The sequence below is a fragment of the Sinorhizobium fredii NGR234 genome, assembly GCF_000018545.1.
Classification (GTDB): Bacteria; Pseudomonadota; Alphaproteobacteria; order Rhizobiales; family Rhizobiaceae; genus Sinorhizobium; species Sinorhizobium fredii_A.
The window spans coordinates 1282814-1307369 of record NC_012586.1; the positions used below are offsets into that span (position 1 = coordinate 1282814).

Annotated in this window: 25 protein-coding genes and 1 pseudogene; 18 read left to right on the forward strand and 8 right to left on the reverse strand. The window is 62.7% G+C overall.

The window, feature by feature from the left end:
• Window positions 1–39: 39 nt before the first annotated feature.
• The 4 genes and pseudogenes from NGR_RS06165 to NGR_RS33655 form a co-directional block, all read left to right on the forward strand.
• Window positions 40–1131 (forward strand): ABC transporter ATP-binding protein, encoded by a 1092-nt coding sequence (locus NGR_RS06165; protein ID WP_164923924.1) that lies wholly within the window; start codon window positions 40–42, stop codon window positions 1129–1131.
• A 110-nt stretch (window positions 1132–1241) separates the two neighbouring features.
• On the forward strand, window positions 1242–1670 hold the full coding sequence (locus NGR_RS06170; RefSeq protein WP_015887391.1) for an OsmC family protein: 429 nt from the start codon (window positions 1242–1244) through the stop codon (window positions 1668–1670).
• Window positions 1671–1689: 19 nt separating this feature from the next.
• A complete protein-coding gene (locus NGR_RS06175; RefSeq protein WP_015887392.1) occupies window positions 1690–2484 on the forward strand; it encodes a dimethylarginine dimethylaminohydrolase family protein in 795 nt (264 codons plus the stop codon).
• Window positions 2485–2496: 12 nt separating this feature from the next.
• Window positions 2497–2586: pseudogene (locus NGR_RS33655) on the forward strand (sulfite exporter TauE/SafE family protein); the annotation flags it as partial.
• A 9-nt stretch (window positions 2587–2595) separates the two neighbouring features.
• Here the strand turns inward: NGR_RS33655 and NGR_RS06185 are convergent.
• Both NGR_RS06185 and NGR_RS06190 read right to left on the reverse strand, forming a co-directional pair.
• Window positions 2596–3972 carry an FAD-containing oxidoreductase gene (locus tag NGR_RS06185; RefSeq protein WP_015887393.1) on the reverse strand — a complete coding sequence of 459 codons (1377 nt, stop codon included), beginning with the start codon at window positions 3970–3972 and terminating at the stop codon, window positions 2596–2598.
• The gene (locus NGR_RS06190) at window positions 3969–4430 is read right to left on the reverse strand and encodes a membrane protein (protein WP_015887394.1); all 462 of its coding nucleotides are present in this window, start codon (window positions 4428–4430) and stop codon (window positions 3969–3971) included. The genes NGR_RS06185 and NGR_RS06190 overlap by 4 nt, the downstream gene beginning before the upstream one ends.
• A gap of 336 nt (window positions 4431–4766) precedes the next feature.
• On the opposite strand from NGR_RS06190, the gene osmF reads away from it, so the two are divergent.
• The 6 genes from osmF (at window position 4767) to NGR_RS06220 (ending at window position 11017) form a co-directional block, all read left to right on the forward strand.
• Window positions 4767–5684, forward strand: coding sequence for a glycine betaine ABC transporter substrate-binding protein OsmF (gene osmF / locus NGR_RS06195; RefSeq protein WP_015887395.1), 918 nt, complete (start codon window positions 4767–4769; stop codon window positions 5682–5684).
• Between the two features lie 68 nt (window positions 5685–5752).
• Entirely contained in the window at window positions 5753–6952 is a 1200-nt protein-coding gene (locus NGR_RS06200; RefSeq protein WP_164923925.1) for an ABC transporter permease, read from the forward strand.
• A complete protein-coding gene (locus NGR_RS06205; protein WP_015887397.1) occupies window positions 6949–7887 on the forward strand; it encodes an ABC transporter ATP-binding protein in 939 nt (312 codons plus the stop codon). The genes NGR_RS06200 and NGR_RS06205 overlap by 4 nt, the downstream gene beginning before the upstream one ends.
• On the forward strand, window positions 7887–8624 hold the full coding sequence (locus tag NGR_RS06210; RefSeq protein ID WP_015887398.1) for an ABC transporter permease: 738 nt from the start codon (window positions 7887–7889) through the stop codon (window positions 8622–8624). The genes NGR_RS06205 and NGR_RS06210 overlap by 1 nt, the downstream gene beginning before the upstream one ends.
• A gap of 249 nt (window positions 8625–8873) precedes the next feature.
• The gene (locus NGR_RS06215) at window positions 8874–10070 is read left to right on the forward strand and encodes a Gfo/Idh/MocA family protein (protein ID WP_015887399.1); all 1197 of its coding nucleotides are present in this window, start codon (window positions 8874–8876) and stop codon (window positions 10068–10070) included.
• A gap of 14 nt (window positions 10071–10084) precedes the next feature.
• Window positions 10085–11017 carry a sugar phosphate isomerase/epimerase family protein gene (locus NGR_RS06220; RefSeq protein ID WP_015887400.1) on the forward strand — a complete coding sequence of 311 codons (933 nt, stop codon included), beginning with the start codon at window positions 10085–10087 and terminating at the stop codon, window positions 11015–11017.
• Here the strand turns inward: NGR_RS06220 and NGR_RS06225 are convergent.
• Window positions 11014–12009, reverse strand: a complete 996-nt coding sequence (locus tag NGR_RS06225) for a LacI family DNA-binding transcriptional regulator (protein ID WP_240545064.1) — start codon at window positions 12007–12009, stop codon at window positions 11014–11016. The two genes, NGR_RS06220 and NGR_RS06225, sit on opposite strands and share 4 nt — an antisense overlap.
• Window positions 12010–12362: 353 nt before the next feature.
• Here NGR_RS06225 and NGR_RS06230 point away from each other — a divergent pair, with 353 nt between their 5' ends.
• The 6 genes from NGR_RS06230 to NGR_RS06255 all read left to right on the forward strand — a co-directional run bounded on the left by NGR_RS06230 (window position 12363) and on the right by NGR_RS06255 (window position 18392).
• Complete coding sequence (locus tag NGR_RS06230) at window positions 12363–13523, forward strand: Gfo/Idh/MocA family protein (protein ID WP_015887403.1); 1161 nt, start codon at window positions 12363–12365, stop codon at window positions 13521–13523.
• 12 nt (window positions 13524–13535) lie between these two features.
• Window positions 13536–14420, forward strand: a complete 885-nt coding sequence (locus NGR_RS06235; protein ID WP_015887404.1) for a carbohydrate ABC transporter permease — start codon at window positions 13536–13538, stop codon at window positions 14418–14420.
• Window positions 14417–15274 (forward strand): carbohydrate ABC transporter permease, encoded by an 858-nt coding sequence (locus NGR_RS06240; protein ID WP_015887405.1) that lies wholly within the window; start codon window positions 14417–14419, stop codon window positions 15272–15274. Before NGR_RS06235 ends, NGR_RS06240 begins: the two co-directional genes overlap by 4 nt.
• Before the next feature lie 35 nt (window positions 15275–15309).
• Window positions 15310–16524 carry an ABC transporter substrate-binding protein gene (locus NGR_RS06245; RefSeq protein ID WP_015887406.1) on the forward strand — a complete coding sequence of 405 codons (1215 nt, stop codon included), beginning with the start codon at window positions 15310–15312 and terminating at the stop codon, window positions 16522–16524.
• 201 nt (window positions 16525–16725) lie between these two features.
• Window positions 16726–17856, forward strand: a complete 1131-nt coding sequence (locus NGR_RS06250; RefSeq protein WP_164923926.1) for an ABC transporter ATP-binding protein — start codon at window positions 16726–16728, stop codon at window positions 17854–17856.
• A 2-nt stretch (window positions 17857–17858) separates the two neighbouring features.
• Entirely contained in the window at window positions 17859–18392 is a 534-nt protein-coding gene (locus NGR_RS06255; RefSeq protein WP_015887408.1) for a GNAT family N-acetyltransferase, read from the forward strand.
• Here the strand turns inward: NGR_RS06255 and NGR_RS06260 are convergent.
• The 3 genes from NGR_RS06260 to NGR_RS06270 form a co-directional block, all read right to left on the reverse strand.
• Entirely contained in the window at window positions 18376–19155 is a 780-nt protein-coding gene (locus tag NGR_RS06260) for an SDR family oxidoreductase (protein WP_015887409.1), read from the reverse strand. The genes NGR_RS06255 and NGR_RS06260 overlap by 17 nt on opposite strands.
• 64 nt (window positions 19156–19219) lie before the next feature.
• Window positions 19220–20410, reverse strand: a complete 1191-nt coding sequence (locus NGR_RS06265) for an aminotransferase class V-fold PLP-dependent enzyme (RefSeq protein WP_015887410.1) — start codon at window positions 20408–20410, stop codon at window positions 19220–19222.
• The gene (locus NGR_RS06270; RefSeq protein WP_015887411.1) at window positions 20407–20880 is read right to left on the reverse strand and encodes a RidA family protein; all 474 of its coding nucleotides are present in this window, start codon (window positions 20878–20880) and stop codon (window positions 20407–20409) included. The genes NGR_RS06265 and NGR_RS06270 overlap by 4 nt, the downstream gene beginning before the upstream one ends.
• A 119-nt stretch (window positions 20881–20999) precedes the next feature.
• Here NGR_RS06270 and gcvA point away from each other — a divergent pair, with 119 nt between their 5' ends.
• A complete protein-coding gene (gene gcvA / locus NGR_RS06275; RefSeq protein ID WP_015887412.1) occupies window positions 21000–21908 on the forward strand; it encodes a transcriptional regulator GcvA in 909 nt (302 codons plus the stop codon).
• A gap of 35 nt (window positions 21909–21943) precedes the next feature.
• Here the strand turns inward: gcvA and NGR_RS06280 are convergent, their stop codons facing one another.
• Window positions 21944–23509, reverse strand: a complete 1566-nt coding sequence (locus NGR_RS06280) for a M81 family metallopeptidase (protein WP_015887413.1) — start codon at window positions 23507–23509, stop codon at window positions 21944–21946.
• A gap of 20 nt (window positions 23510–23529) precedes the next feature.
• Complete coding sequence (locus NGR_RS06285) at window positions 23530–24021, reverse strand: hypothetical protein (RefSeq protein WP_015887414.1); 492 nt, start codon at window positions 24019–24021, stop codon at window positions 23530–23532.
• A 115-nt stretch (window positions 24022–24136) separates the two neighbouring features.
• On the opposite strand from NGR_RS06285, the gene NGR_RS06290 reads away from it, so the two are divergent.
• Window positions 24137–24541: a RidA family protein gene (locus NGR_RS06290; protein ID WP_015887415.1), complete on the forward strand. Its 405-nt coding sequence runs from the start codon at window positions 24137–24139 to the stop codon at window positions 24539–24541.
• The last annotated feature ends 15 nt before the right edge of the window (window positions 24542–24556 follow it).

Consider the following 24556-nt stretch of genomic DNA (forward strand, 5'->3'; position numbering starts at 1 on the left):
TTCCCCGTCTTGGCCATGGGGATCGAGAAAGGCATTCGAATGTCGCAGGTCCGCCTGGAGCAAGTTACCAAATCTTTCGGCAGCGTTACGGTCATTCCGCCGCTCGATCTTTCGATCGCCGACCGCGAGTTCGTCGTTCTCGTCGGCCCCTCCGGCTGCGGCAAGACGACGACGCTCAGAATGATCGCCGGTTTGGAAAGCGCGACTTCGGGCACGATCCGGATCGGCGAACGGGATGTCACCGACCTGCGGCCGGGGCTGCGAAACTGCTCGATGGTGTTCCAGAACTATGCTCTCTATCCGCATATGACGGTCGCCGAAAACATCGGCTATGGCATGAAGGTTCGCGGCACGCCGAAGGGCGACATCGAGAAATCCGTGGCGGAAGCCGCCCGCATCCTGAACCTCGGCGCCTATCTCAACCGCAAGCCGAGCGCGCTCTCCGGCGGTCAAAGGCAGCGCGTCGCGATCGGCCGCGCGATCGTCCGCCAGCCGGACGTTTTCCTTTTCGACGAGCCGCTGTCGAACCTCGACGCCAAGCTCAGGATCGAAATGCGCACCGAGATCAAGCTTCTGCATCGGCGCCTGCAGACCACGGCCGTCTATGTGACGCACGACCAGGTCGAGGCGATGACCATGGCGGACCGCGTCGTGGTGATGAACCAGGGGCGGATCGAACAGGCCGCCGATCCGATCACCCTTTATGAAGCGCCTGCCAATCTCTTCGTGGCCGCCTTCATCGGCGCACCGAGCATGAATTTCATCGAAGGCGTCCTCGAAAGGGGCGATGCAGGCCTGACGTTCCGGGCGCCCGGCGACGTCGCCTTTCCGCTTGCGGATGAGATGGCGCGCAAGCTTGCTCCTCATGTCGGCGAGGCGGTCGTGCTCGGCATCCGGCCGGAGCACACGATTGCGACCGATGCAGGTCTCCCGAAGATCAAGCTGCAGGTGCGCGATATCGAGCCGCTCGGTCCCCACACACTCGTTCTCGGAAAAGTCGGGTCGGCCGCCTTCACCGCCCAGGTGCATGCCGCTGCACGCATTTCGCCGGATGATGTCATCGAAGTGCCGATCGACGTCGGAAAGGTGCATTTCTTCCTGAAAACTACGGGAGAAGCCGTCGGGCGTTGATTGCGGCCACACGTCAGCCGTGTCGGCGCACAAAGCGACTCTGACCACCATGGCCGAATCCCGAAATTGCTGGAATATTGGCTTCGCTGCAGGGGGATGAGGAAGCGTCGATGGCCGAACTCAGAGTGAAGACGAGGCAGACGGGCGCGACCGCGGTCGTCGGGCGGACCGGCTTCCCACAGGTGACCTCGGTCACCGGCGGCACGCTCGACATCGTGACCGGCCCGTCGCAGGCCGGCTTCGGCCCGCTCGATCTTCTTTACGCCTCGCTGGCAAGCTGTCTGGTGCTCAGTGCGCGCATTGCCGCGAGCCGGTTCGGTGTGCTCGATCGGGTCGTCGAAGTCTCGGCGAAAGTCACCGGCGAAAAGGCACAGGACGAGCCGTCGCGCGTGGCGCGCTTCAATATCGAATTCGCTATCAGAGGCGATATCGACGACGCAGTGCGGCATGCGATCGCCGAAGCAGCGGAAGAGGAAATCTGCACGGTCAGCAATACCCTCCGCGGCCATCCGGCATTCGTAAGCAAAGTCTCAGGTTAACTTAGGGAACAGGCTCTCGATGACATCGCGTCCGGTCTATCATTTCAATTCCATCATCGTCCGCACCCCTTCGCGCTCCGTCGTCGACGGCTTGCGCGCCGAGGATCGCGGCAGCCCGACCTATGAGGGCGTCAAGGCAGAGCATGACGCCTATCTGGAGGCAATGCGCGACGCCGGCGTCAAGGCCGAGGTCCTGCCGCCGCTCGATGCCTTCCCGGACTCGATCTTCGTCGAAGATCCGGCGCTCGTCTTCACTGAGGGCGCGATCGTCCTGCGTCCGGGTGCGGCGACGCGTGTCCGGGAAACCGAGGAAATCGCGCCGACGCTGCGCAAGATGTTCGAAACGGTCCTCGATCTGCCGGCCGGCTACGCCGACGGCGGCGACGTGCTGACGGCCCCGGAAAGCGTGATGATCGGGCTCTCGGCCCGCACAGACATTGAAGGAGCCGAGGCGCTGCAGTCTTGCTTGGACAGGCTCGGCCGCAAGAGCGAGATTGTCGCGACGCCGGAGGGCGTTCTCCACTTCAAAACCGACTGCTCGCTGCTTGACGACGAAACGGTGCTCGCCACCAATCGCCTGGCGCGATCCGGCGTCTTCAAGAAGTTCAGGCAGATGATCATTCCGGAAGGCGAGGAGCCGGCCGCCAATGCGTTGCGCGTCAATGACGTGGTGATGGTCGGCGCCGATTTCCCGCGCACGATCGAGATGCTCGACAAGGCCGGCTACACGGTCGTGCCGCTGAAGACGACGGAGATCGGCAAGATCGACGCCGGGCTCTCCTGCATGTCGCTGCGGTGGTGGAGCCGCGAATAAGGGGGAGGACGCATGAAGGAGAGGACACTCCTGCAGCTTGTCGGCTGCCTGATCACGCTGTTGGCCGGCTACCAAACGCTCCAGCTTAGCGGGCTCCTCTGAAACCTTGCGCTACGTCGCAGGGAAAAGATCGCCAAACACGGTCGGGATCAGTTCCGACACCGTCGGATGAATATGCATGGCGCGGCTGATCGTCGTATAGGGTCTTTTCGCATACATCACGTCGAGGATGCTCTGGATCGCCTCGTCGCCGCCCGTTCCGAGGATCGAGGCGCCGAGAATTTCCTTCGTGTCTGCATCGACGATCACCTTCATGAAGCCCTGCGTCTCGCCCTTCTCGACGGCGCGGCCGACGCGCGTCATCGGCCGGGTGCCGATCAGCAGCCTGCGGCCGCTGTTGCGCGCCTCGGTCTCGGTCATACCGGCCCGTCCGAGCGGCGGATCGATGTAGAGCGCATAGGTCTGGATGCGGTCGCTGACCCGGCGCGGGTCGTTGTCGATGAGGTTCGCGGCGACGATCTCGAAGTCGTTGTAAGACGTGTGGGTGAAGGCGCCGCGGCCGTTGCAGTCGCCCATCGCGAAGATGTGCGGCACGTTGGTGCGTAGCATATCGTCGACCTTGACATAGCCGCGCGTGTCAGTCTTCACACCCGCCTTGTCGAGGTCGAGGTCGTCCGTGTTGGGTCGGCGGCCGGTGGCAAGCAGGACGTCGGAGCCAATCACCTCCGGGGCGCCCGAGGTGCAGTCGACGCCGGCGGCGATACCGTCGGCGTGGCCGGCGAAGCGAATGCATTCGGCATTGAGGCGGATCTGGATTCCCTCGGTTTCGAGAATCGTGCGGACCGCATCCGAAACGTCCGGGTCTTCGCGCGCAATCAGGCGCGGGCCCTTTTCGATGACGGTGACCTCGGAGCCGAAACGCCGGAACACCTGGGCGAATTCGAGCCCAATATAGCTGCCGCCGACGATGACCAGATGCCGGGGCAGGTGGCCGAGTTCCATGATCGAGCTGTTGGTGAGATAGGGAACGGCGTCGATCCCCGCAAAATCCGGGACCGCGGCGCGCCCACCGACGTTGAGGAAGATTTGTTCGCCCGAAATCCGCTCGTCATCGACGCTGATTTCGGTCGGGCTCTCGAAGCGCGCATGGCCTTCCAGTACCGTGCAGTTCTTCATGCCCTTCAGCCAGGCCTCGATGCCCGTGCGTGAATCCAGCGTCACCTTTTCCTTGCGCGCCATCACCCGAGCGAAGTCGACGGACACCGGACCGGTCGTCATGCCGTATTCCGCCCCGCGGCGCGCCGTGTGGATGGCATAGGCGCTCGCCACCATCGCCTTGGTGGGCATGCAGCCGGTGTTGACGCAGGTGCCGCCGAAGAACTTGCGCTCGACGAGCGCGACGGACTTGCCGGTTTCCGTCAGTCGCCCGGCGAGCGATGGCCCCGCCTGGCCGGCGCCGATGATGATCGCATCGAAATGCCTGGTCATGATGTCACCACCCAGAGCGCCAGCAGAATGGCGACGAGATCTTCGAGAAGCGCGATCGGCAAGTCCTTGCCGCCGATCGCCGTGACGAGACGCTTTCGCGCTTCATAGCCGCCAAGCGTGCCGAGGATCGCACCGATAACTCCGGCAACGGCACCGCCGACCAAGGAGCCGCCGGCGGTACCAAGTACGGCGCCGCAAAAGCCGCCGCTGACGATGCGGGCGCCAAATTGCTGCGGCACCTTGCGGCTCGGCGTGCTCGGCAGTTGGTCCGTGACATATTCGACGAGCGCCAGGAGACAGCAAATATAAGGCGTGAATCGATAGCCCATGAAGGCAGCCCAGCTGTTCGCGACTGGCAACCAGCCGGCCGCGGCGGCAATGCTGACGGCCGCCGGCGCGGTCATCACACGCAAACCGGCCACTACGCCGATAAGAAGCGCTAGAACAAAAACGAACATCATGCTCCTCGACTGTTTCTCAAGGACTGCGCGCGCTGCTGCAGGCCGGGCCGCTTCGGATCATGCTGGCATTCTAGAATGGCGTTGTGTCGATCGACTGTCGCAGGGTCGGAGAACTGCCGCCCTACTGTAGGGAAGACCCGGCGAGAGAGTGACCGACTTCGGCGTCGATTGCAACCGGGTAGTATGTAGCGCGGCCCAGGGCATCCCAAAGTTCAACCATGAGTTCGCAGGCGCTGTTGCCCTGTTCTTTGCGGAAGCCTGACATATATGGATGCTCTAACCGGACGCAGCGGAGAGCAGTGGCGGCTGCGCGATCAATTGAGGGAGACAATCATGCGCCTGACCCTGATGAAGACATGTATCGGCACCGCCCTGGCCCTTGCGCTTGCCTGCGGCGCGGCCAAGGCCGACGTCGTCGTTTCCTCCAAGATCGACACGGAGGGCGGCGTCCTCGGCAACATCATCCTTGCCGTGCTGAACGCCAACGACATCAAGACCACGGACCGTGTCCAGCTTGGCGCAACTCCCGTCGTTCGCAAGGCGATCACTGCCGGCGAAATCGACATTTATCCGGAATATACCGGCAACGCCGCTTTCTTCTTCGAGAAGGCCGATGATCCTGCCTGGAAGGATGCTGCCAAAGGCTATGAACTGGCGAAGAAGCTCGACTACGACGCCAACAAGATCGTCTGGCTGACACCGTCGCCGGCCAACAACACCTGGGCGATCGCGCTGCGCAAGGAAGTGGTTGAGAAGAACAGCCTCAAGACGCTTTCAGATTTCGGGAAATATGTCAGCGACGGCGGCGAGGTGATCCTGGCGGCATCCTCCGAATTCGTGAACTCCGCTGCGGCCCTGCCGGCATTCCAGACCGCCTATGCCTTCACGCTGAAGCCGGAGCAATTGATCACGCTGTCGGGTGGCGATACGGCCGCGACCATCGCTGCGGCCGCCAACCAGACGAACGGCGCCAATGCGGCGATGGTCTACGGCACCGACGGTGGCATTGCACCCTCCGGGCTCGTGGTCCTCGAGGACGACAAGAGCGTCCAGCCGGTCTATCAGCCGACGGCGATCATCCGGGAGGCGGTGCTGAAGGAGAATCCGAATATCGAGACGCTGTTGAAGCCCGTCTTCGAAAAGCTCGATCTCGTCACGCTGCAGGAACTGAACGGCCGCGTGCAGGTGGGCGGAGAGCCGGCGAAAACCGTCGCCGAGGATTTTCTGAAGAAGAACGGCTTCCTGAAATAGGCTGACAAGAGCGTCGTCCGATGCCAGTCGGACGACGCTTGAGAAAAGTGCGTCGAGCGGATCATTTCATGGCGATCGGTGTCATCCGGGAAACAGAGCGTAGGAATCTTCCTTTCGACAAGCTTGGCGTGATCATTGCGGTCCTCGCGGTTTACGGTGCGTTCCTGGCGCCCTTCGCGACATTCCGGGCAAACCGCATCGTCCAGGGCGAGGGCAGGGCGATCCTCGAGGCGCTGCCGCCGTCGCTCGGCTACGGGCTCCTCGCACTTTTGACGTTCGGCATCGTCGTTGCGGCTTTGAAGACATCCGTCCTCGTCCGCATGGCCGCGGCCTTTGCCGCCCTCGTCGCGCTGTGCTTTCTGATCGGCAGTGCCGCTGGCAACCTCGCGCCTCCGGACAATGCCTATGCCCGCGTCTCGCCGGCGTCCGGCTTCTGGATCCTCGTCTTTGCCTTCGCGCTTCTGGTTGCCGATGCTTTGACGCGGCTGAAGCCGGGACCGGGCCTCCGGCTCCTTTTCCTCGCAGGCGCCCTCGCGCTCGTCGGCGGCATGCTCACCACGGGGCGATGGGACGGGCTTTCGATCCTCAAGGAATATGCAAGCCGGACCGACACGTTCTGGGCCGAGGCCGGCCGCCATCTGACGCTGGCGCTCGGATCGCTCGCTGCGGCGACCGCCGTCGGGCTGCCGCTTGGTATCCTCTGCCACCGCGTTGACCGGTTACGGGCAGCCGTGTTGAATGTCCTGAACGCCATCCAGACGGTTCCGTCGATCGCCCTCTTCGGCATTCTGATCGGGCCGCTCGGCTGGGTTGCGGCACATGTTCCGGGGGCCGAGGCGATCGGCGTTCGCGGCATCGGCGTCGCTCCCGCCTTCGTTGCGCTTTTTCTCTATTCGCTGCTACCGGTGGTCGCCAATACGGTCGTCGGGCTCGCCGGCGTGCCGCGCGCCGCCAACGACGCCGCACGCGGCCTCGGCATGACCGAGTGGCAGCGGCTCGTGGCCGTCGAATTCCCTCTGGCCTTTCCGGTCATCCTTGCCGGCATCCGCATCGTGCTCGTCCAGAATATCGGGCTTGCCACCATCGCCGCCCTCATCGGCGGCGGCGGTTTCGGCGTCTTCGTCTTCCAGGGGATTGGCCAGACGGCGATGGACCTCGTGCTGCTCGGCGCGGTTCCGACCGTCGTCCTGGCCTTCACGGCGGCGATCGCGCTCGACGCCTTGATCGAAGTGACGGGTCCACAACACAGCCGGGGCAAGGCCGCATGATCGAATTCGACCGCGTCACCAAACGATATGACGGAACGGAGGTGGTCAGTGACGTCTCGCTGACCGTCATGCCGCATACGATCACGGTCGTCGTCGGAACATCGGGCTCTGGCAAGACCACGCTGATCAGGATGGTCAACCGCCTGGTCGAGCCGAGCTCGGGGACGATCCGGATCGACGGCGAGGACAATCGCTCGGTGCCGGAATTCGAACTGCGTCGTCGCATTGGTTATGCGATCCAGGGCCATGGACTGTTCCCGCATCGCACCGTCGCCGAGAACATCGCCACCGTGCCGACGCTGCTCGGCTGGGAGAGAGGGCGGATCAAGGCGAAGGTCGAAGAGTTGCTGACGCTCTTTCAGCTCGATCCGGACTTCTTTGGGCCGCGCTACCCGCATGAACTCTCCGGCGGCCAACAGCAGCGGGTCGGCGTCGCGCGGGCGCTTGCGGCGGAGCCGAACCTGCTCCTGATGGACGAACCGTTCGGAGCCCTCGACCCGATCATCCGGGCCAAGGCGCAAGACGACCTGCTTGCGATCCAGAAGCATTTCGGCACGACGATCATCCTCGTGACACACGACATGGAGGAGGCTTTCCATCTCGCCGACCGGATCGCCGTCATGGACAAGGGGGAGGTCGTACAGCATGGAACGCCGGCCGAGATGCTGGTGCGCCCGGAAACCCCCTTCGTCGAGGAACTGATCGGCGCCACTGAGCGGCCGTTCCGCCTGTTGGCCATCGAGACGGCCGGCGATGCGGTCGAGCCGGGCGCGGCCGAAGGCGCGCCGATACCGGAGGCACTCAGCCAGCGCGAGGCCCTTTCCGAACTCCTGTGGTCCGGGCGGTCCGCCTTGCCGGTCGCGGCGGCGAATGGCGCCATCATCGGCAAGGTCAGCCTCGATGGGCTGGTGAAACGTGCCGCGAGGCCGCGCTGATGACGTCGCTGCCCGCGCTTCTGCGGTTGCCGGTGTTCCTGGTGTTGCTGGCCTTCCTGCTGCAGCCCGGTTGGTTCGAGCCGCTCTTGAAGCCGCTGGTGCAGGAGAGCGCCCCGGCGGTCTACAATCGGGGCAGCCTTTTCTGGCTGACACTCCTTCATCTTCGGACCGTGCTCATTGCGACACTTGCCGCAACGGTCGTTGCCGTGTCGCTGGCGATCCTCGTGACGCGCCAGGCGGGCGCAGAATTCCTGCCGCTGTCGCGCAGCCTCGTCAATATCGGCCAGACTTTCCCGCCGGTGGCAGTTTTGGCGCTCGCAGTCCCGATCTTCGGCTTCGGCGAGAAGCCGACGCTGATCGCCCTTTTTCTCTATGGCCTGCTGCCGATCTTCGAGAATGCCCTGACGGGGCTGACGACCCTGCCTCCGGCGGTGATCGAGGCGGCGCGCGGCGCCGGCATGACAGAGCGGCAAAGGCTATTGCAGATCGAGCTTCCCCTGGCCTTGCCGGTGATCCTGACCGGCATCCGGCTTTCCGTGGTGATCAGCCTCGCGACGGCAACGATCGGCTCGACCGTTGCCGCCAAGACGCTCGGCGAGGTCATCATCGCCGGACTGCAGTCGAACAATCTCGCCTTCGTGCTGCAGGGCGGGCTTATCGTGGCAGCGCTCGCGGTGCTGATCCATGATGCGCTTCAGGCATTGGAGCGGAGCCTCGCGGGACGCGCCCACGTCTAGCTCAAGAGAGCGACTCAATTGGGCCATGCCTTACGATGTGTCGATTTCAGAAGACCACATCAGTGGCAGTCTTCGACGCAGCAAGATTTATGGGAGCGATCTCATCATGCAACACAAATCTTTAAGTCGGATTTTTCCCACATTGGTGCGAAAGAGGCGTGCAGGGAATCGGAGATGGACGCACATCTGAGTTGACTCCATGGGAGCGCTCTCTTATCGAGTGAGACTTTAAACGGGAGGGTCGCTCAAATGTCTGGAAACGCTGTCGCCATTGTTGGTGCTGGCATGATCGGCGCTGCGCACGCTTTCGGTTATCGTGCGAATCTCGGGCGCTTCGCACGTCGCATTCCGGGAATCCGGCTGAAAACGGTTTGCGACAGCAGCGAGGTTCTCGCGGCGGCGCTGTCTCAAACCTGGGGGTTCGAGGAGACTGCGACCGACTGGAAATCTGTCCTGGCGGACCCGGAAATCGGCATGGTCAGCGTCTGCCTGCCCAACTTCCTGCATGTCGAAGTGACCCGCGCCGCATTGGCGGCCGGAAAGCACGTCATATGCGAAAAGCCGCTGGCGCTGACCGCCAGGGATGCGCTGATCGTCTATCGGGATTCAGCGGTGTCCAATTCGGTCTCGGCAACGGTATTCAATTACCGTCGCATCCCGGCCGTCGCGGCCATCCGGAAACTCATCGAGGCGGGCGAAATCGGCGATCCGGTCAATGCCCTTGTCCAATACCAGAGCGAATATGCCGCCGATCCGAACTTGCCCCATAGCTGGCGTTACGAACGCGGACGGGCAGGGCCCGGTGCGCTCCTCGATATCGGCACCCATGCGGTGGACATCGCTCGTTTTCTCTGCGGCGAGGTCAACGAAATTGCCGGCGCAATTGCGTCGATTTCGATCAAGGAGCGCTTCCTGCCTGCCGGTACCAGCATCGGCCACAATAGGGTTGAACTGAGCGACAAGCGGCTGCCCGTCGACAATGATGACGTCATGTCGGCGCTTTTGCGTTTCGAAAGCGGATGTCAGGGATTGTTCCTCGCCAGCCGCGTCGCGGTCGGCATGGGAAACACGCTGTCGTTCTCGGTCACGGGGACGAAAGGCACCGTTCGTTACACTTCGCAAATGCCCGCTCACTACGAGCTTGCCCGATTTGACGGCTCGGGACAGTCTCCCTTTGCGGTAATTGCAAACAGCCCTTCGCTGCCCTTTGCGGACCTCTTGCCGGTACCCCATGACGGTGTCGCGGTCGGCTATGCCGAAGTGTTCAGCTTCATGATCCATGATTTTCTCGAAGCCATCGCGAATGGCGAGCCTATGGCCAACGGCTCCATTCTCGATGGCTTGCGCGCGGCGGAGATCCTCGATGCGATCCAGGCGGCGGCCGACCGCAATCAGCCGGTCAAGGTAGAACGCGCGCAGCCGCACGCAGCCTCGCTCGTCGCCTAGGAAGTACAAAATCGATGAAGATCGGATTGAACACGGATGGGTTGGGCGCGCTTTCGCTCGAGAAGTGCCTGGACAGCGTTGCGAAGCTCGGCCTCTCCTGCGTCGAATTTGGCCTTGGCGGATGGTCAAGCGCACCGCATGTCGACATCGCCGAAATGCTCGCAAGCGCGAAATCGCGCGACCGGCTGATGGGCATGCTTCGAGAGCGCAACCTCGAAATTTCAGCGTTGAACTGCTCGGGTAACCAGCTCCATCCGGGCGACATCGGTCCCAACGATACCAAGCTCGCCTGTGACACCATCGAGCTTGCAAGTCTTCTCGGGGTTAGCCGTATCGTGATGATGTCGGGCTTGCCCGCCGGCGGGCCCGATGATCGACACCCCAACTGGATCACCTCGTCCTGGCCGCTCGAGGCTATGCATATGCTGGAATGGCAATGGTCTGAGCGCGTCATTCCCTTCTGGAGAGACTATGCGAAGGCAGCCGAGCGCAAGGGCGTCCGGCTGTGCGTGGAACAGCACGGACGGCAGGCTGTCTACAACGTCGAGAGCTTCTTCCGGTTGCGCGAGGCGGTCGGGAAGACGGTCGGTGTCAACTTCGATCCGAGCCATCTGATCTGGATGGGCGGGGACCCCATATCGGCGATCAACGCCCTCGGCGATTGCATCTACCACGTGCATGGCAAGGATACACGCATCGAACTGCAGTCTCGCGTGGACGGATTGCTCGATCCGAAGCACGTCACTCCCGTCTCGGGGCGATCCTGGAACTTCGTATCGCTCGGCCATGGCACGTCTGTTCACGGCTGGCTCGACATTGTGCGTGCGCTGAAGGCCGTCGGCTATGATGACGTGATCAGCATCGAGAACGAGGACTATTCGATGGCAGCGCGTGATGCGATCGCCACTTCGGCCGCGACGCTTCGGTTCTGCCTGGCACACGCCTAGAGCTCGGTTCCCGACGATCGCCGAACGATCAGCTCCGGCGCAACTACCATGTTCCTGATGGGAGCGGCCGGATCATCAAGCCGCTTCATCACTGTGTCGATTGCCGCGCTGACCATATCGGGCACCTTCTGTCGAACGGTGGTCAAGGAAATCGGCTCCGACGCGGCAAGGGGAATATCGTCAAAGCCTATCACGGCGACATCATCCGGGACGCGGTAGCCGAGCCACGCAAGCCGGCTGATTACGCCGAGCGCGATAAGGTCGTTTGCAGCGAAGATGGCCGTCGGCCTTTTTTTGCGCGCCATCAACGTATCCGCCGCCGCACTGCCGGCATCGACGTTATAACGACCGGCCGCGACGATGGGCTGAAGCCCGCCCTCGCGCATCGTCTCACGATACGCTGCCTCGCGCCGTCTTGCGCCGGCGCCGTGTCCGCCGCTTACATGCGCGATTTCCCTGTGGCCCAATTTCAAGAGATACTCGGTCGCAAGACGCGCACCGAGCGTGTCATCGGAACTGACGCTTTCGACACCCTCCGCCTTCAGGTCTCGGCCGACGTAAACCGTCGGCAACAATTTCGAGGCGCTGACGATGTCGTCGGTTTCCTCGGGCGTTCCAATGAGCACCAACCCGGCGATCCGCTGATCGACGAAGGCCCGCACGGAGCTGACATTGCCGTCGACGGCCAGCATGGCGAAATACCCCGTCTGCCGAAGCGCCTGGTCGCATTCTCGGGCCAGGAGGGCTTCAAACGGATTGAGAATGTCGCCGACGACGATACCGATCGCCCGGCTCTGCCGGCTGGCCAGGGTCTGAGCCGCCAGATTTGGGGTGTAGTTGAGCTTCAGGGCGGTCGCGAGAATGTGTGCCTTTGTATCCTCTCGCACCCCGGGATCGTTCCTCAGTGCACGAGATGCCTGAGACCGCGAGACGCCGGCCGCCTTTGCGACGTCCTCGAGCGTGACGCCAGAATGAGTTCGGATTTCGTTCATGTAGCCTTTTGAAGACGTCCATCCGCCACTGTCAACGGCTAGGCTCGGGACCAATTGAATTCGGCCCATTCGGCGTTGGCGCGCACCTCTATCCTTTGTTGCCGTTCCTTAGTCGCACCGGTCACTCTTGGACCATCACCCGAAGACTTCGAATTGGGTCGCCTGCGTCTCGGCGACTACTCGCAAAGGCCGCCGTTCACCGGAGGACGCCGCCGCCGCTGCTATCGCCATTGCACTCCCGACTTCATGAAAATGAATTTCACATTTTCCCGGAATGTTCGGATTTTTGTTGACGTGTTGAAAATTCTATCCCAGTCTACGAAAATAAATTACGAAACGGGAACGGCGTCAGCATGAAAGTCGGGATAATCGGACTCGGATTCCGTCTCGGATATCTGGGCTACGTCTTCAGGGCGATCGACGAAAGCTTCGAGATCGCGGGTTATGTCGACCCGGCTCCCGCCGGCCTTTCCACGCTTTCGGATAACGGCATTTCGGCGGGGAAGGCCTATGCGACGCCTGAGGAACTGATTGCCGGCGAGACACTCGATCTCCTGATGATCGGCTCGCCCAACCACATGCATCTCGACCATATCCGCATCGGTCTCGAGGCGGGTCTCAAGGTCTTCTGCGAAAAGCCGATCGTCAGCACGATCGAACAGAGCGTCGAACTTGCCGCGCTTCTGGCGAAGCACGGCCACGACCGGCTGATGGTCGGCCTCGTGCTGCGCTATGCGCCGATGTATCGCGATCTGCGTGCCGCCCAGGCGGCGGGAACGCTCGGCGAGATCGTTTCGATCGAAGCCGCCGAACATATCGAACCCTATCATGGCGCCTTCTTCATGCGCGACTGGCGCCGCTATGGGCGTTATGCCGGCAGCTTCATGCTCGAGAAATGCTGCCACGACCTCGACCTCTACAACGGTGTCGTCGGCGCCCGGCCGGAGCGCGTCGCGAGTTTCGGCGGCCGCAAGAGTTTTACCCCCGTCAACGATCCGGCCCGTGACGGCGTCAACGACCTGCAGCTGTTCCACCGCAAGCCGAGCGGATGGCTGGGGTCCGACAAGGTCTTCGACAGCGACGGCGACATCATCGATTATCAGGTGGCGATCATCGAATACGCCAATGGCGTGGCGATGAACTTCCACACCAACCTCAACGTTCCGGACCAGTTCCGCCGCTTCTGCGTGATGGGATCGCGCGGCATGGCGGAGGGAGACTTCATCCGCGGCTATCTCGACGTGCACGAGGTGCTTTCCGGCAAGAAGGTGGTCGAGAAGCGCTACGCCAAGGAGACGGCGCTCTCGCAGCACTATGGTGCGGACGAGCAGATGGCGGCGGAGATCATCGCCCACGTCAAACACGGCGGCCCGCTGCCGGTATCGCCGCTCGACGCGCTCGAAGCCGGCATTCTTGCACTCTCCATGGACGAGGCGCGGATGAAGCGAACAGTCGTCGACCTGCGACCATTGTGGGACCGCTTCGACGAAGCCCTGCACGCCCGTGCGGCCTGAAGGGGGAGGGGCATGAGTGTTCGCCGCAGCACCGTCATCTTCGCCTGGATACTGCTTCTTCCGGCCGTGCTCTACGTAACGGTGATCGTCGCCTATCCGCTGGTCGATACGTTCATCCTGTCGTTCACGGACGCCTCGCTGAAGAAGACGACCAAATGGGTCGGCACCGCCAACTACGACAAGATCTTCAACGCGACCTTTGCGGAAGTGATCCTCCGCACCTTCGTCTGGACCGCCTTTTCCGTGGCGATCAAGATGATCATCGGCACCTTCGGTGCGGTGATGCTGAACGCCGCCGTGCCGGGCCGGTCGCTGTTCCGCGTGCTGACCATGCCGCCCTGGATCGTGCCGATGGCGATCGGCATCTTCATGTGGGGCTGGATGTATAACGGCCAGTTCGGAATGATCTCCGGCATGCTGCAGAACTGGGGTCTGGCCGACGGACCGGTCGCTTTCCTCGCGCATGGTTCGACCGCATTCTGGGCGACGATCATCACCGACGTCTGGATCGGCGTGCCCTTGGTGACGCTCTACATGCTCGCCTCGATGCAGGCGATCCCGCAGGACCTCTACGAGGCGGCCTGGACGGACGGGGCAGGGCGGTTCTACCGATTTCGCCGCATCACCCTGCCGCTGCTCGTCCCGTCGATGATCACCATGTCGATGCTGTCGCTGATCGCCACCTTCAACTCCTTCGACATCATCTGGATCCTGACCCAGGGCGGCCCGAACGGCGACACGACGACGATGATCATCGACACGTACCGCACCGCGATCGGTTCGAAGAAATACGGCGAAGGGGCGGCGCGCGCCGTGCTGATCTGCATCTTCCTGTCGATCTTCTGCATCGCCTATTTCCGCGTCACGCACCGCCTTGCCTCGGGAGAGAGCCGATGAGCCAGCCAGCCATGATCAACCGCTATCGCTGGTACGAACTCGTCGGCATCTATGCGGGCATCTTCGTCTTCCTGAGCTTCATCCTCTCGCCCTTCGTCGAAGGCTTCCTCGTGTCGCTGAAGCCGCTCGGTCTCCTCTTCTCCTCGCCCTATCGCTTCTGGCCGGAGGACGGATCCTTCGAAGCCTATCGGACCATGTGGGTGAGCGTGCCGGGCTTTGCCCGCTACATCTTCAATTCCTTCTTCATCTCGACGATCGTCACGGCGGTCGTGCTGGTACTGGTCGTCCCGTCGGCCTACGCCTTTGCCCGCTTCAAGTTTCGCGGCAGCGGCGCCCTTCTCGCCGCCTTCCTGGCGGTCAACATGTTTTCCGGCGCCGTGCTGCTGATCCCGCTGTTTCGGCTGATGCGCAGCCTCGGCGTGCTCAACACCTATTTCGCGATGATCGTGCCGGGGGTCGCCTTCCTCATTCCCTCGGGTATCTGGCTGCTGCGCACCTACATGATGCGCATCCCGCGGGAGCTTGACGAAGCTGCCTTCGTCGACGGGGCAAGCCACTTCTACACGCTGCGCCGGGTGATCCTGCCGATCGCCATGCCGGGCATCACCGTCGTCGCGATCACCACCTTCATCGGGTCCTATGCCCAGCAATTCATCTTCGCGCTGACCTTCAACTCGAAGACCGAATACATGCCCCTGCCGATCGGCCTCTACGCCTATTTCGGCCGGCAGGAAGTGATCTGGAACGAGCTGATGGCGGCTAGTTTCGTCGGCATCGCGCCGGCCGTCATCCTCATCTTCCTGATGCAACGCTATCTCGTCGCGGGCCTGACCGCCGGCGCCGTGAAACAGTAACCGCAACAACGAGCTCACAAGCGAGGGGAATAACCATGACAAAGCATGCCTCATTGATTGCCGGAACTTTCGCGCTTCTCGCCACGACGGCACTGCCGGCGCTCGCCGACACGGAAATCACCTTCCTCGCCTGCGGCGACAAGATGCAGCCGGCGCATGCCGATTTCATCAAGAAATGGGAAGAGGCGAATGCCGGCTACAAGATCGTCTCGGAAGTGGTCGGCTGGGGCCAGTGCCAGGACAAGGTGACGACGCTCGCCGCGTCGGGAACGCCGGTGGCGCTCGCCTATGTCGGCTCGCGCACGCTCAAGGAATTTGCCGACAATGAACTGATCGTGCCGATCCCCTTCACCGATGAGGAGAAGAAATCCTACTACCCCTTCATCATGGACACGGTGACGACCAGCGGCAAGCAATGGGGCGTCCCGGTCGCCTTCTCCACCAAGTCGCTCTACTGGAACAAGGCGCTCTTCAAAGAGGCTGGTCTCGACCCGGAAAAGCCGCCGCAGACCTGGGCGGAAGAGCTCGAATACGCCAAGATCATCAAGAAGAAGACCGGAACGGCGGGCTTTGGGGTTGTCGCCAAGACCTTCGACAACACCATGCACCAGTTCCTGCATTGGGTTTACACGAACAATGGTTCGGTGATCGACGCCAGCGGCAACATCACCTTCGACAGCAAGGAGAACCTCGAGGCGCTGACGGCGCTGAAGGATATCGTTCCCTATGCCGAAGAGGGGCCGACCTCCTATGAGCAGAACGAAGTGCGGGCGATCTTTCTCGACGGCAAGCTCGGCATGATCCACGCGTCGGTCGGCGCGGTGAATCGCCTCAAGGAAACGAAGATCGATTGGGGCGTCGCACCGCTGCCACTCGGGCCGAGCGCCAAGGGGCCGGGCACGTTGTTGATCACCGACAGCCTTGCCGTCTTCAGCGGCACCGGCGTCGAGGAAAAGGCGATCGAATTCGCCAAATTCCTGACCAATGCCGAGAACCAGCCGATCTACGAGGCCCAGGAAGGCCTGACGCCGCTGCGTCCGGGCAAGGCGGTGGACGATATGGTTGCCGCCAACCCCTATTGGAAGCCGTTCATCGACGGCATCTCCTTCGGTGGGCCGGAGCCGCTCTTCACCGACTATAAGGGCCTCCAGAACACGATGATCGAGATGGTCCAGTCGGTCGTCACCGGCAAGGCCGAGCCGGCCGATGCCTTGAAAAAGGCAGCCGCCGACCTCGAGCAATACAAGTAAGCGAGAAGCGACCGCGACGCTTCCGCATCGCGGTCCCTTCTTTTAGATCACGATGATTCTAGGTCGGATCGACCTAGAATCATGAACGTGATCGATTCTAACGGTAGAGCGGGATGCGGGCGGAAAACCGCACACACTTTCCCTCATCCCGCTCTAGTATTTGCGGAAATCCGCTTCTTGCCGGTGGCCGGAGAAAGATACTTGGGACAGCTTAATCTCAACAAGGTTCAGAAATTCTACGGCACATACGAGGTGCTGAAGAGCATAGAACTCGAGGTCAAGAACGGCGAATTCGTCGTGTTCGTCGGTCCCTCCGGCTGCGGCAAGTCCACGCTGCTTCGTATGATTGCCGGCCTCGACGAGACGACGGCCGGCGACATCGTCATCGACGGCAAGCGGGTCAACGACCTGCCGCCCGTCAAGCGCGGCATTGCCATGGTCTTCCAGTCCTATGCGCTCTACCCGCATATGACCGTGTTCGAGAACATCGCCTTTCCGCTCAGAGTCGAAAAGATGCCGGAGGAGAAACTCAAGGCGAAGGTCGAGCATGCGGCGCGCATCCTGCACCTCGACCAGCGGCTGCAGCAGAAACCGGGCATGCTTTCCGGCGGCCAGCGCCAGCGCGTCGCGATCGGCCGGGCGATCGTGCGCGAGCCGAAGATCTTCCTCTTCGACGAGCCACTTTCCAACCTCGACGCGGCGCTGCGCGCCGACATGCGCATCGAACTGGCCAAGCTGCACCGGCAATTGAAGGCAACGATGATCTACGTCACGCACGACCAGGTCGAGGCGATGACGATGGCGGACCGGATCGTCGTGCTGAATGCCGGTGAGATCGCCCAGACCGGCGCGCCGCTGGAGCTCTATCACAAGCCGGCCAACATCTTCGTGGCCGGCTTTATCGGCAATCCGAAGATGAACTTCCTGCCGGTCACCTGCACGGGCGTGAGCGAGGCAGGCGTCGAAATCGACTACAGGGGGCAGACGGCGCTCGTTCCGGTTACGCCGCGCAGCGGCATGGCCGGTCGTACGTTGACGCTCGGCGTGCGCCCGGAACACATCCAGACCGGCTCGGGCGACCTGACGCTCACCGTCAATCCTTCCGTCATCGAGCGCCTCGGCGCGCACACGGTCGCCTACGCCTCGCTGGGCGGCGAGGGCGAGAACTATTGCGCCATGCTGCCCGGAACCGCGGCCATCCGGCCGGAACAACAGGTCAAGACCGGCATCCGCGCCGCCGATTGCCACCTGTTCGACGAAAACGGCATCGCCTTCGAGCGTCGGGTCGAGATGACCGACATCGATCTTGCCCTGTTCGATCCGGCCGCCTGAGCGTGACCACGTCGATACGACTGCTCGGTCCGGACGATGTCGAAAGCTTTCGGCGCATTAGGCTCGAGGCACTGCGCACGGAACCCGAATCCTTCGCCAGCAGTGCCGAAGATTGGGAGAAGCTGCCGGAGGACGAATGGCGCCGGCGGCTGATCGACAATCCCGCTTTCGTTGCTTTCCACGCGGGCGAGCCGGTGGGCATCATGGGCCTGTTGCGCCAGCGTGCAAGCAAGATGGTGCATCGCGCCACGATCGTCATGGTCTATGTGAACAGGGATTTCCGCGGCAGCGGTGTCGCGCGGCTGCTTCTCGCCGCGGTGACCGATTTTGCGCGGAGCGAAGGCATCCGGCAGCTGGAACTCTCTGTCAGCGCCGAGAATCCGGCCGCGATTGCGTTCTATCGCCGAGAACGGTTCGAGGCGGCCGGCCGCATTCCCGGCGGCTGCATCCGCAATGGCCGAGAAGTCGACGACCTGATCATGGTTCGACGCATCGTCGATAGAACCAAAGAATTGGGGCTCAGAGCGTCGAATTGAGCGCCCCGCCGTCGAGCAGCAGATTCTGCCCGACGATGTAGCCGGCATACTGGCTGCAGAGGAATGCGGCGGCGGCGCCAAACTCATCGGGCCTGCCGACCCGTCCCGTCGGGTTCTCCGCATATTCCTCGGCGCGCGCCTGTTCGAGCGAAATCCCCCGTGCTTTGGCGGACTTTTCCAGCAGCTTTTCGAGGCGTTCCGTCTGATGCGATCCGGGCAGCAGGTTGTTGATGATGACGCCGTGGCGTGCCACCTGGCGGGCCGTCCCGGCAACGAATCCGGTAAGTCCGGTGCGGGCGCCGTTGGAGAGGCAGAGTTCCGGGATCGGCGATTTGACCGAGGCCGAGGTGATGTTGACGATCCGGCCCCATTTCCGCTCGATCATGCCGGGAATGACAGCCTTCATCAGCAGGATCGGCGCCAGCATATTGGATCGGATCGCCTCCAGCCAATTGTCCTCCGTCACGCTCGACCAGTCGCCGGGCGGCGGGCCGCCGGCATTGGTGATCAGGATATCGGGCCGCGGCTCGGCCTGCAGGAGTGCGTTGCGGCCCTCCTCCGTCGTCACGTCGGCGGCGACGATCTCCACCTTGGCGCCATAGTCCCTGCTGATGGCGCGCGCCGTCTCGCGAAGCTGTTTCGGCTCGCGGGCATTGAGCGTCAGAATGACGCCCGCCTCGGCGAGCTTCTCGGCGACGCCTCGTCCCAGCCCCTTCGAACCTGCGCAAACAAGCGCCCGTTTGCCTTTGATTCCCAAATCCATCTTATGCTCCGACATTTCTGTTTGACTTATCCGTTTGGCAGCGCGGCCAGGAAAGATGGCGGCCTCATGCTCGCCGCGCGATATCCGCGATCGCTTCCGAAAGGCGGTCGATTTCCGGTAACGTGTTGAGATAGCTTACCGAAGCTCTGGCAATCTGGTCGAGCCCTCGCGCGATCATGTCGAGCGGCGTATAGGGAACGCCATTCGCGCCGATTGCGATTTGCCTTTCGGCCAGGGCGGCGCGCACCTGCGTTGCCGGAATGCCCTCGACGGTGAATGAGACGATACCGGAGAGCTCGATTCCGAGATCCCGCACCGTCACATTCGGGAAGTTGCGCAGATTGTCGCGCAGGCCGTTCGCGAGAATTTTGATCCTGTCGCGGATCGCCGCGATGCCGAGCGTCCTTGCCTGGCGCGCGGCAGCGCCCAGTCCGAAAATCAGTGCGGGCGAAATCTCGCCGGCCTCGAAGCGGCGTGCATCGTTGCGAATCTTGACGACCCCATCGACCATCGGCCCGGAGAGCACATCCAGATAGCGCGGTGTCAACCGCGGGAGGAATTCCTGCCGGACATAAAGGATCGCCGTGCCACGCGGTCCTCGGAGAAATTTCCGGCCCGCAGCCTTCAACACGTCGCATCCAAGCGCAGCGACGTCGATCGGGATCTGCCCGAGGGCCTGGCCCGCGTCGATGAAATAGGGGACGCCGGCCGCCCGGATCACGCGTCCCACCGCTGCCGCATCGTTGATCAGGCCGCCATTCGCGGGCAGCCATGTGAGCGACACGAGACGGACGCGCTCATCGATCATCGATGCCAGGGCCTCGGCGTCGATGCTGCCGTCTTCGTGAACCGGAATGGTTTCGATGCGCGCGCCGGCCCGCGCCGCGGCGTCTTGCATGGTGGCGAGATTGCCGCCCCATTCCTGGCGGCCGACGAGGATGCGGTCGCCTGCAACAAGCGGCGGCAAGGCCGAGAAGGCGGCGCCCCAGGCGGTCGACCCGCTGCCAAGGAACGCAATTTCGCTCGGCTTGGCGCCGATCAGTGCCGCCGTGTCGGCGCGCACGTCCTCCAGAAGAGACGTGGCACTATTCGCCGCCTCCATCGGGCCGTCGTTGGCTTCCTTTCTCAGATAGTCCCACATCGCCGTCAGCGTCGATTGCGACGGCAGCGAGGCGCCGGAGTGATTGAAATGCATGCCGGCCGCACAGCCGGGCGTATCGGCTCGCAGCCTTTCGAGGTCGAATACATCGCTCATGCGGCTGGCTCCAGCTCGACCAGTGCGTCGACCTCGACGGTGGCACCGGCCGGCAGCGCGGCCACACCCACGGCGGCGCGCGCGTGCCGCCCCGCCTCGCCGAACACGTTGACGAAAAGATCCGAAGCCCCGTTGGCGACCAGCGATTGCTCCGCGAAGTCGGGCGACGAGGCGATGAAGACGCCGAGCCGAACGACCCGCCGGACGGCCGCCAAAGAACCGTCGGTCGCAGCGGCAATTTGTGACAGGACATTGATCGCAGCGCATTCGGCGGCGATGCGGCCCTCTTCGATAGTAACCCCGGCACCTACCGACCCGGTGAAGATGTCGTCGCGCCGGGCGCTGATCTGGCCCGAGACGGCAAGAAGGTTGCCGGTTCGAACCGTGGAAACGTAGTTCGCCGCTGGCCTTGAAGGGACTGGCAGAGCATGTCCGAGAGCGGAAAGTCTGGCTGCGATGGTTTCTAACATGGCGGTCTCCCCTTGGAATGCCGGCGAGAATGCAACGGCCCTCCGATTGCTTCCAATTCAAACTGCATTATGGTGCAATCGATCAGGCTAATGTCTCTATCCTAAGAACCAGGGAACTCATGCGCGCCTCCACCACCATGCCCCCGCTGCAAGCCTTGCGGGCGTTCGAGGCGGTGGGCCGCCTGCTGAGCTTCCGCCGTGCCGGGGAGGAGCTGCTCATTACCCAGAGCGCGGTGAGCCACCACATCAAGCAGCTCGAGGAAACGCTGGGCGTCCGGCTTTTCGTGCGCAAGGCCAAGAGTATCGAGTTGACGCCGGCGGGGTCGGCCTACCTGGACAAGACCGTCGAGGCTTTCGGGATCATCGCCGATGCGACGTCCGAGATGCGCCGACAGGTGGCCCGGCAAAGGGTGCGCGTCAGCGTCTTGCCCTCCTTCGCCGCGAACTGGCTGGTTTCGCGCCTTGCCGGCTTCATGCTGAAGCATCCGGAGATAGAGGTCGAGCTCGATCCGACACTGCGCCTCGCAGACTTCGCAGCGGACGGTGTCGATCTAGCGATCCGCTTCGGCAGCGGCCAATCGGAGGGGATCAGGGCGGAGTGGTTGATGAATGAGGAGTTGAGCCCGGTCGTGAGCCTGACACTTTATGGTGACGGCTCGCGCTTCGGCGAGCCGGGGGATCTGCTTCTTCAGACCCTGCTCGAGTCCTGGAATCCGGTGGGGTGGGAATTGTGGCTCGGCGAGGTCGGGATCGATATCCGCCGGGCGCGCGTGTTGCAACTCACCGACTACAACATCGTGCTCCAGGCGGCCTTGAACGGACAGGGCGTGGCGATCGGACGCATGCACATGGTTCGCGATCATCTCGCCGCCGGAAGGCTGATCCAGCCTTTCCCGCAGACCGTCCGGTCCGAAAAGATCGCCTACTGGCTCGTCATGCCGCAAGACCGCCGTCTCAGCGCCGGCGCCGAGACCTTCGCCTCATGGCTGAAGGAAGAGGCGGCATCGCCGCATTTGCGCGTCTGCTGAAAGCCATCGATTGGTGAGCCACCTATCGACCGCCATCATTTCGGCAGGCCGTCGTCCCGATAGAGGAAATCCTGGCTGCGGGCTGCACCGGGGCCGGACGTGTCCTTGCCGGCTGCGGTATCGCGTATCGCTTCGAGGAGTTCGCGCCGGTGAGGATCACTGGCGATCGGCCAGATGTCGCGTCGCGCGCGCCGATAGGGCGTTTTCGCCGGATCGTTGGGGTAGGGCGTTCCGGCCGAACAATAGAGGATCTGCGAGGCGATCTTCGAGAACGACGCGTAGAAATGGTTGGTGGACTTGATCACCAGGATCTTCTTGGCGGTCGGGTCGATACCCATGACCGAGAAAAGGCTGGGATCGAAGGCTTGCGCCCGTGTCGAATTGAGAATGATGTCGATGCCGCGATGCTGGATATGCGCGGCATCGCCGAAGGGCGCGAAGCTCTCGCCGAAGCGCATTTCGGCATTGCGCACCAGCCCGACGACCCGGATGACGCCATCGATAGGATTGCCGGTGCCGGGCGCAGACTTCGCGCCGAAGCGCAGGGGAATTTCCGCGCCTTCGCCGGCTGCCATGCAGATCTGCACGGCCATGGGATCCCAGATCGTGCCGATCGCCGCATCGGTGACGCCCTTCGCCAGCAGTTCCCCGAGTACCACCGTCGCGTCGCCGGCCGTGCCGCCGCCGGGATTGTCCCACATGTCTGCAATCACCACCGGGCCGGCGGGCGCGGCGATCGCGGCGGCGACCGCTTGTCGTTCGTCGACCTCCGGCATGCGGAAGGTGCCGCGCTTGGCAAAGAGTTCGAGGCCGAGTTCGCGCGCGATCGCCTGGCCCTTCTCCGGGCGGCCGTCGGTCACCACCACCATCTTGGTGCCCATTTCCGGGACGTCGCCGGCCATGAAGCCATGCACGACCGACAGCGACAGGACGTCCGGATCCTCCCGCTCGATCCGCATCAGCTTGTCGACGAAGCTGCGCATCGGCTCGCGCGATGTCGGGAAGACGTCGATCATCCGGCAGTCGAACACCGACATGACCGGGCGGACGCGCCCTTCGAGCGTATCGACGGCGATGCGCCAGAGGTCTTCGGCCCGATCAACGAAATCCGTATGCGGAAATTCCTTGAAGAAGACGAAGAAATCGGCCGCAGCGACACGCTTTTCAGTGAGATGGCTATGTGGGTCGAGCTCGACGCAGACGAGCACCTTCGGTCCGACGATGTCGCGCACGCGGGTCAGGAGATCGCCTTCGGTGTCCTCGTAGCCGTCGGCGACCATCGCTCCATGCAGCCCGAGCACCACGGCGTCGACGGGGAGGGCCGCGCGCAATTGTCCGAGGATCTCGTCACGCAGCGCCTCATAGGTCTGCCGATTGACGAGACCGGCCGGGTCCGCCCAGGCAGCGGTTCCCTCGATCAGCTGCCAGCCCTTCTCCGCCGCGACGCGTCGACCCACGGTGATCGGCGCGGTGCAGAGCGTCGGCGTGTCCGGGTGTTTTCCGGGAGGCGCATAGAGCGACGCTTCGAAGGCGCGCCTGTCAATGCAGATCGGGGAGAAAGTGTTCGTTTCGGTCGCCAGGGCTGCCGTGAATATCCGCAATGCCGTTGCCTTCCTTGCCCTCAGTTCGAACCCATCGGGTTCGGCAGATAGCCGGTGAAGCCGCAGATCTTCCACCGGTCTTCATGCAGGCGGCAATAATAGACCGTCTGCCACTTCAAGACATCGAAGCTTCCATCGGCCTTCTTGATGCCGCCATCGAACTTCTTGCGGGCCAGCGCCCGGTCGCCATTGATCTCGATGTCCTCGAGTGTCGTGGTGGTGAAAATGGCGGTGCGTGCGTCCTCCGCGAAGGCCTGCTCGGCAAAATCGCGCGCCTGGCGCAGCCACTCGTCGCGATAGGCCGCGAGAGAGGGGAAGGTCAACCGCCAACGATCAGGACTTGCCTCCCGCTTTCCATCGATGCCGATAAAGCCATCCTCGACAAAATCCGCGGCCACAAGCGACCAATCGGCCGCCAGGAAGGCGTCGATGTCCCGAGTCACCAGCATCTCCCAGATCGCATGTCGGGCGGCGTCGCTGGTGGGAAACGGATTCTGGAAAGGATCCCGCATGTCTTTCGTCCCGGATTGAAATTCTTTTCATGAATGACGTTTTTCTCTGGCCAAATTCGGCTTTCTGTGGTGACTTGTCAACGCAACACGAAAATAATTTGCACGAAAGGTTCCGATGTCCGTCAAACGCTATGGCGCCGAACAGGTTGGGGCAGGTGGAAAATCGCTGCCATTCGCGCGCGCCGTGGAGGCGGACGGCTGGCTCCATGTCTCCGGGCAGGTGGCCATGGAAAATGGCGAGGTCGTCGACGGCAATATCGTTGCGCAGACTCACAAGGCGATCGGCAATCTGCTGGCCATTTTGAAAGAGGCCGACTACGGTATCGAACACGTGGTGAGAGTCGGCGTCTGGCTGGACGACCCGCGCGATTTCTGGAGCTTCAACAAGATCTATCAGGAATATTTCGGAGCGCATCCGCCGGCACGTGCCTGCGTGCAGTCTTCGATGATGGTCGATTGCAAGGTGGAGATCGACTGCGTCGCCTACAAGCCCAAGGACGCCCGACATGTCGCGGGATGAGGAAAAGTGCGTGCG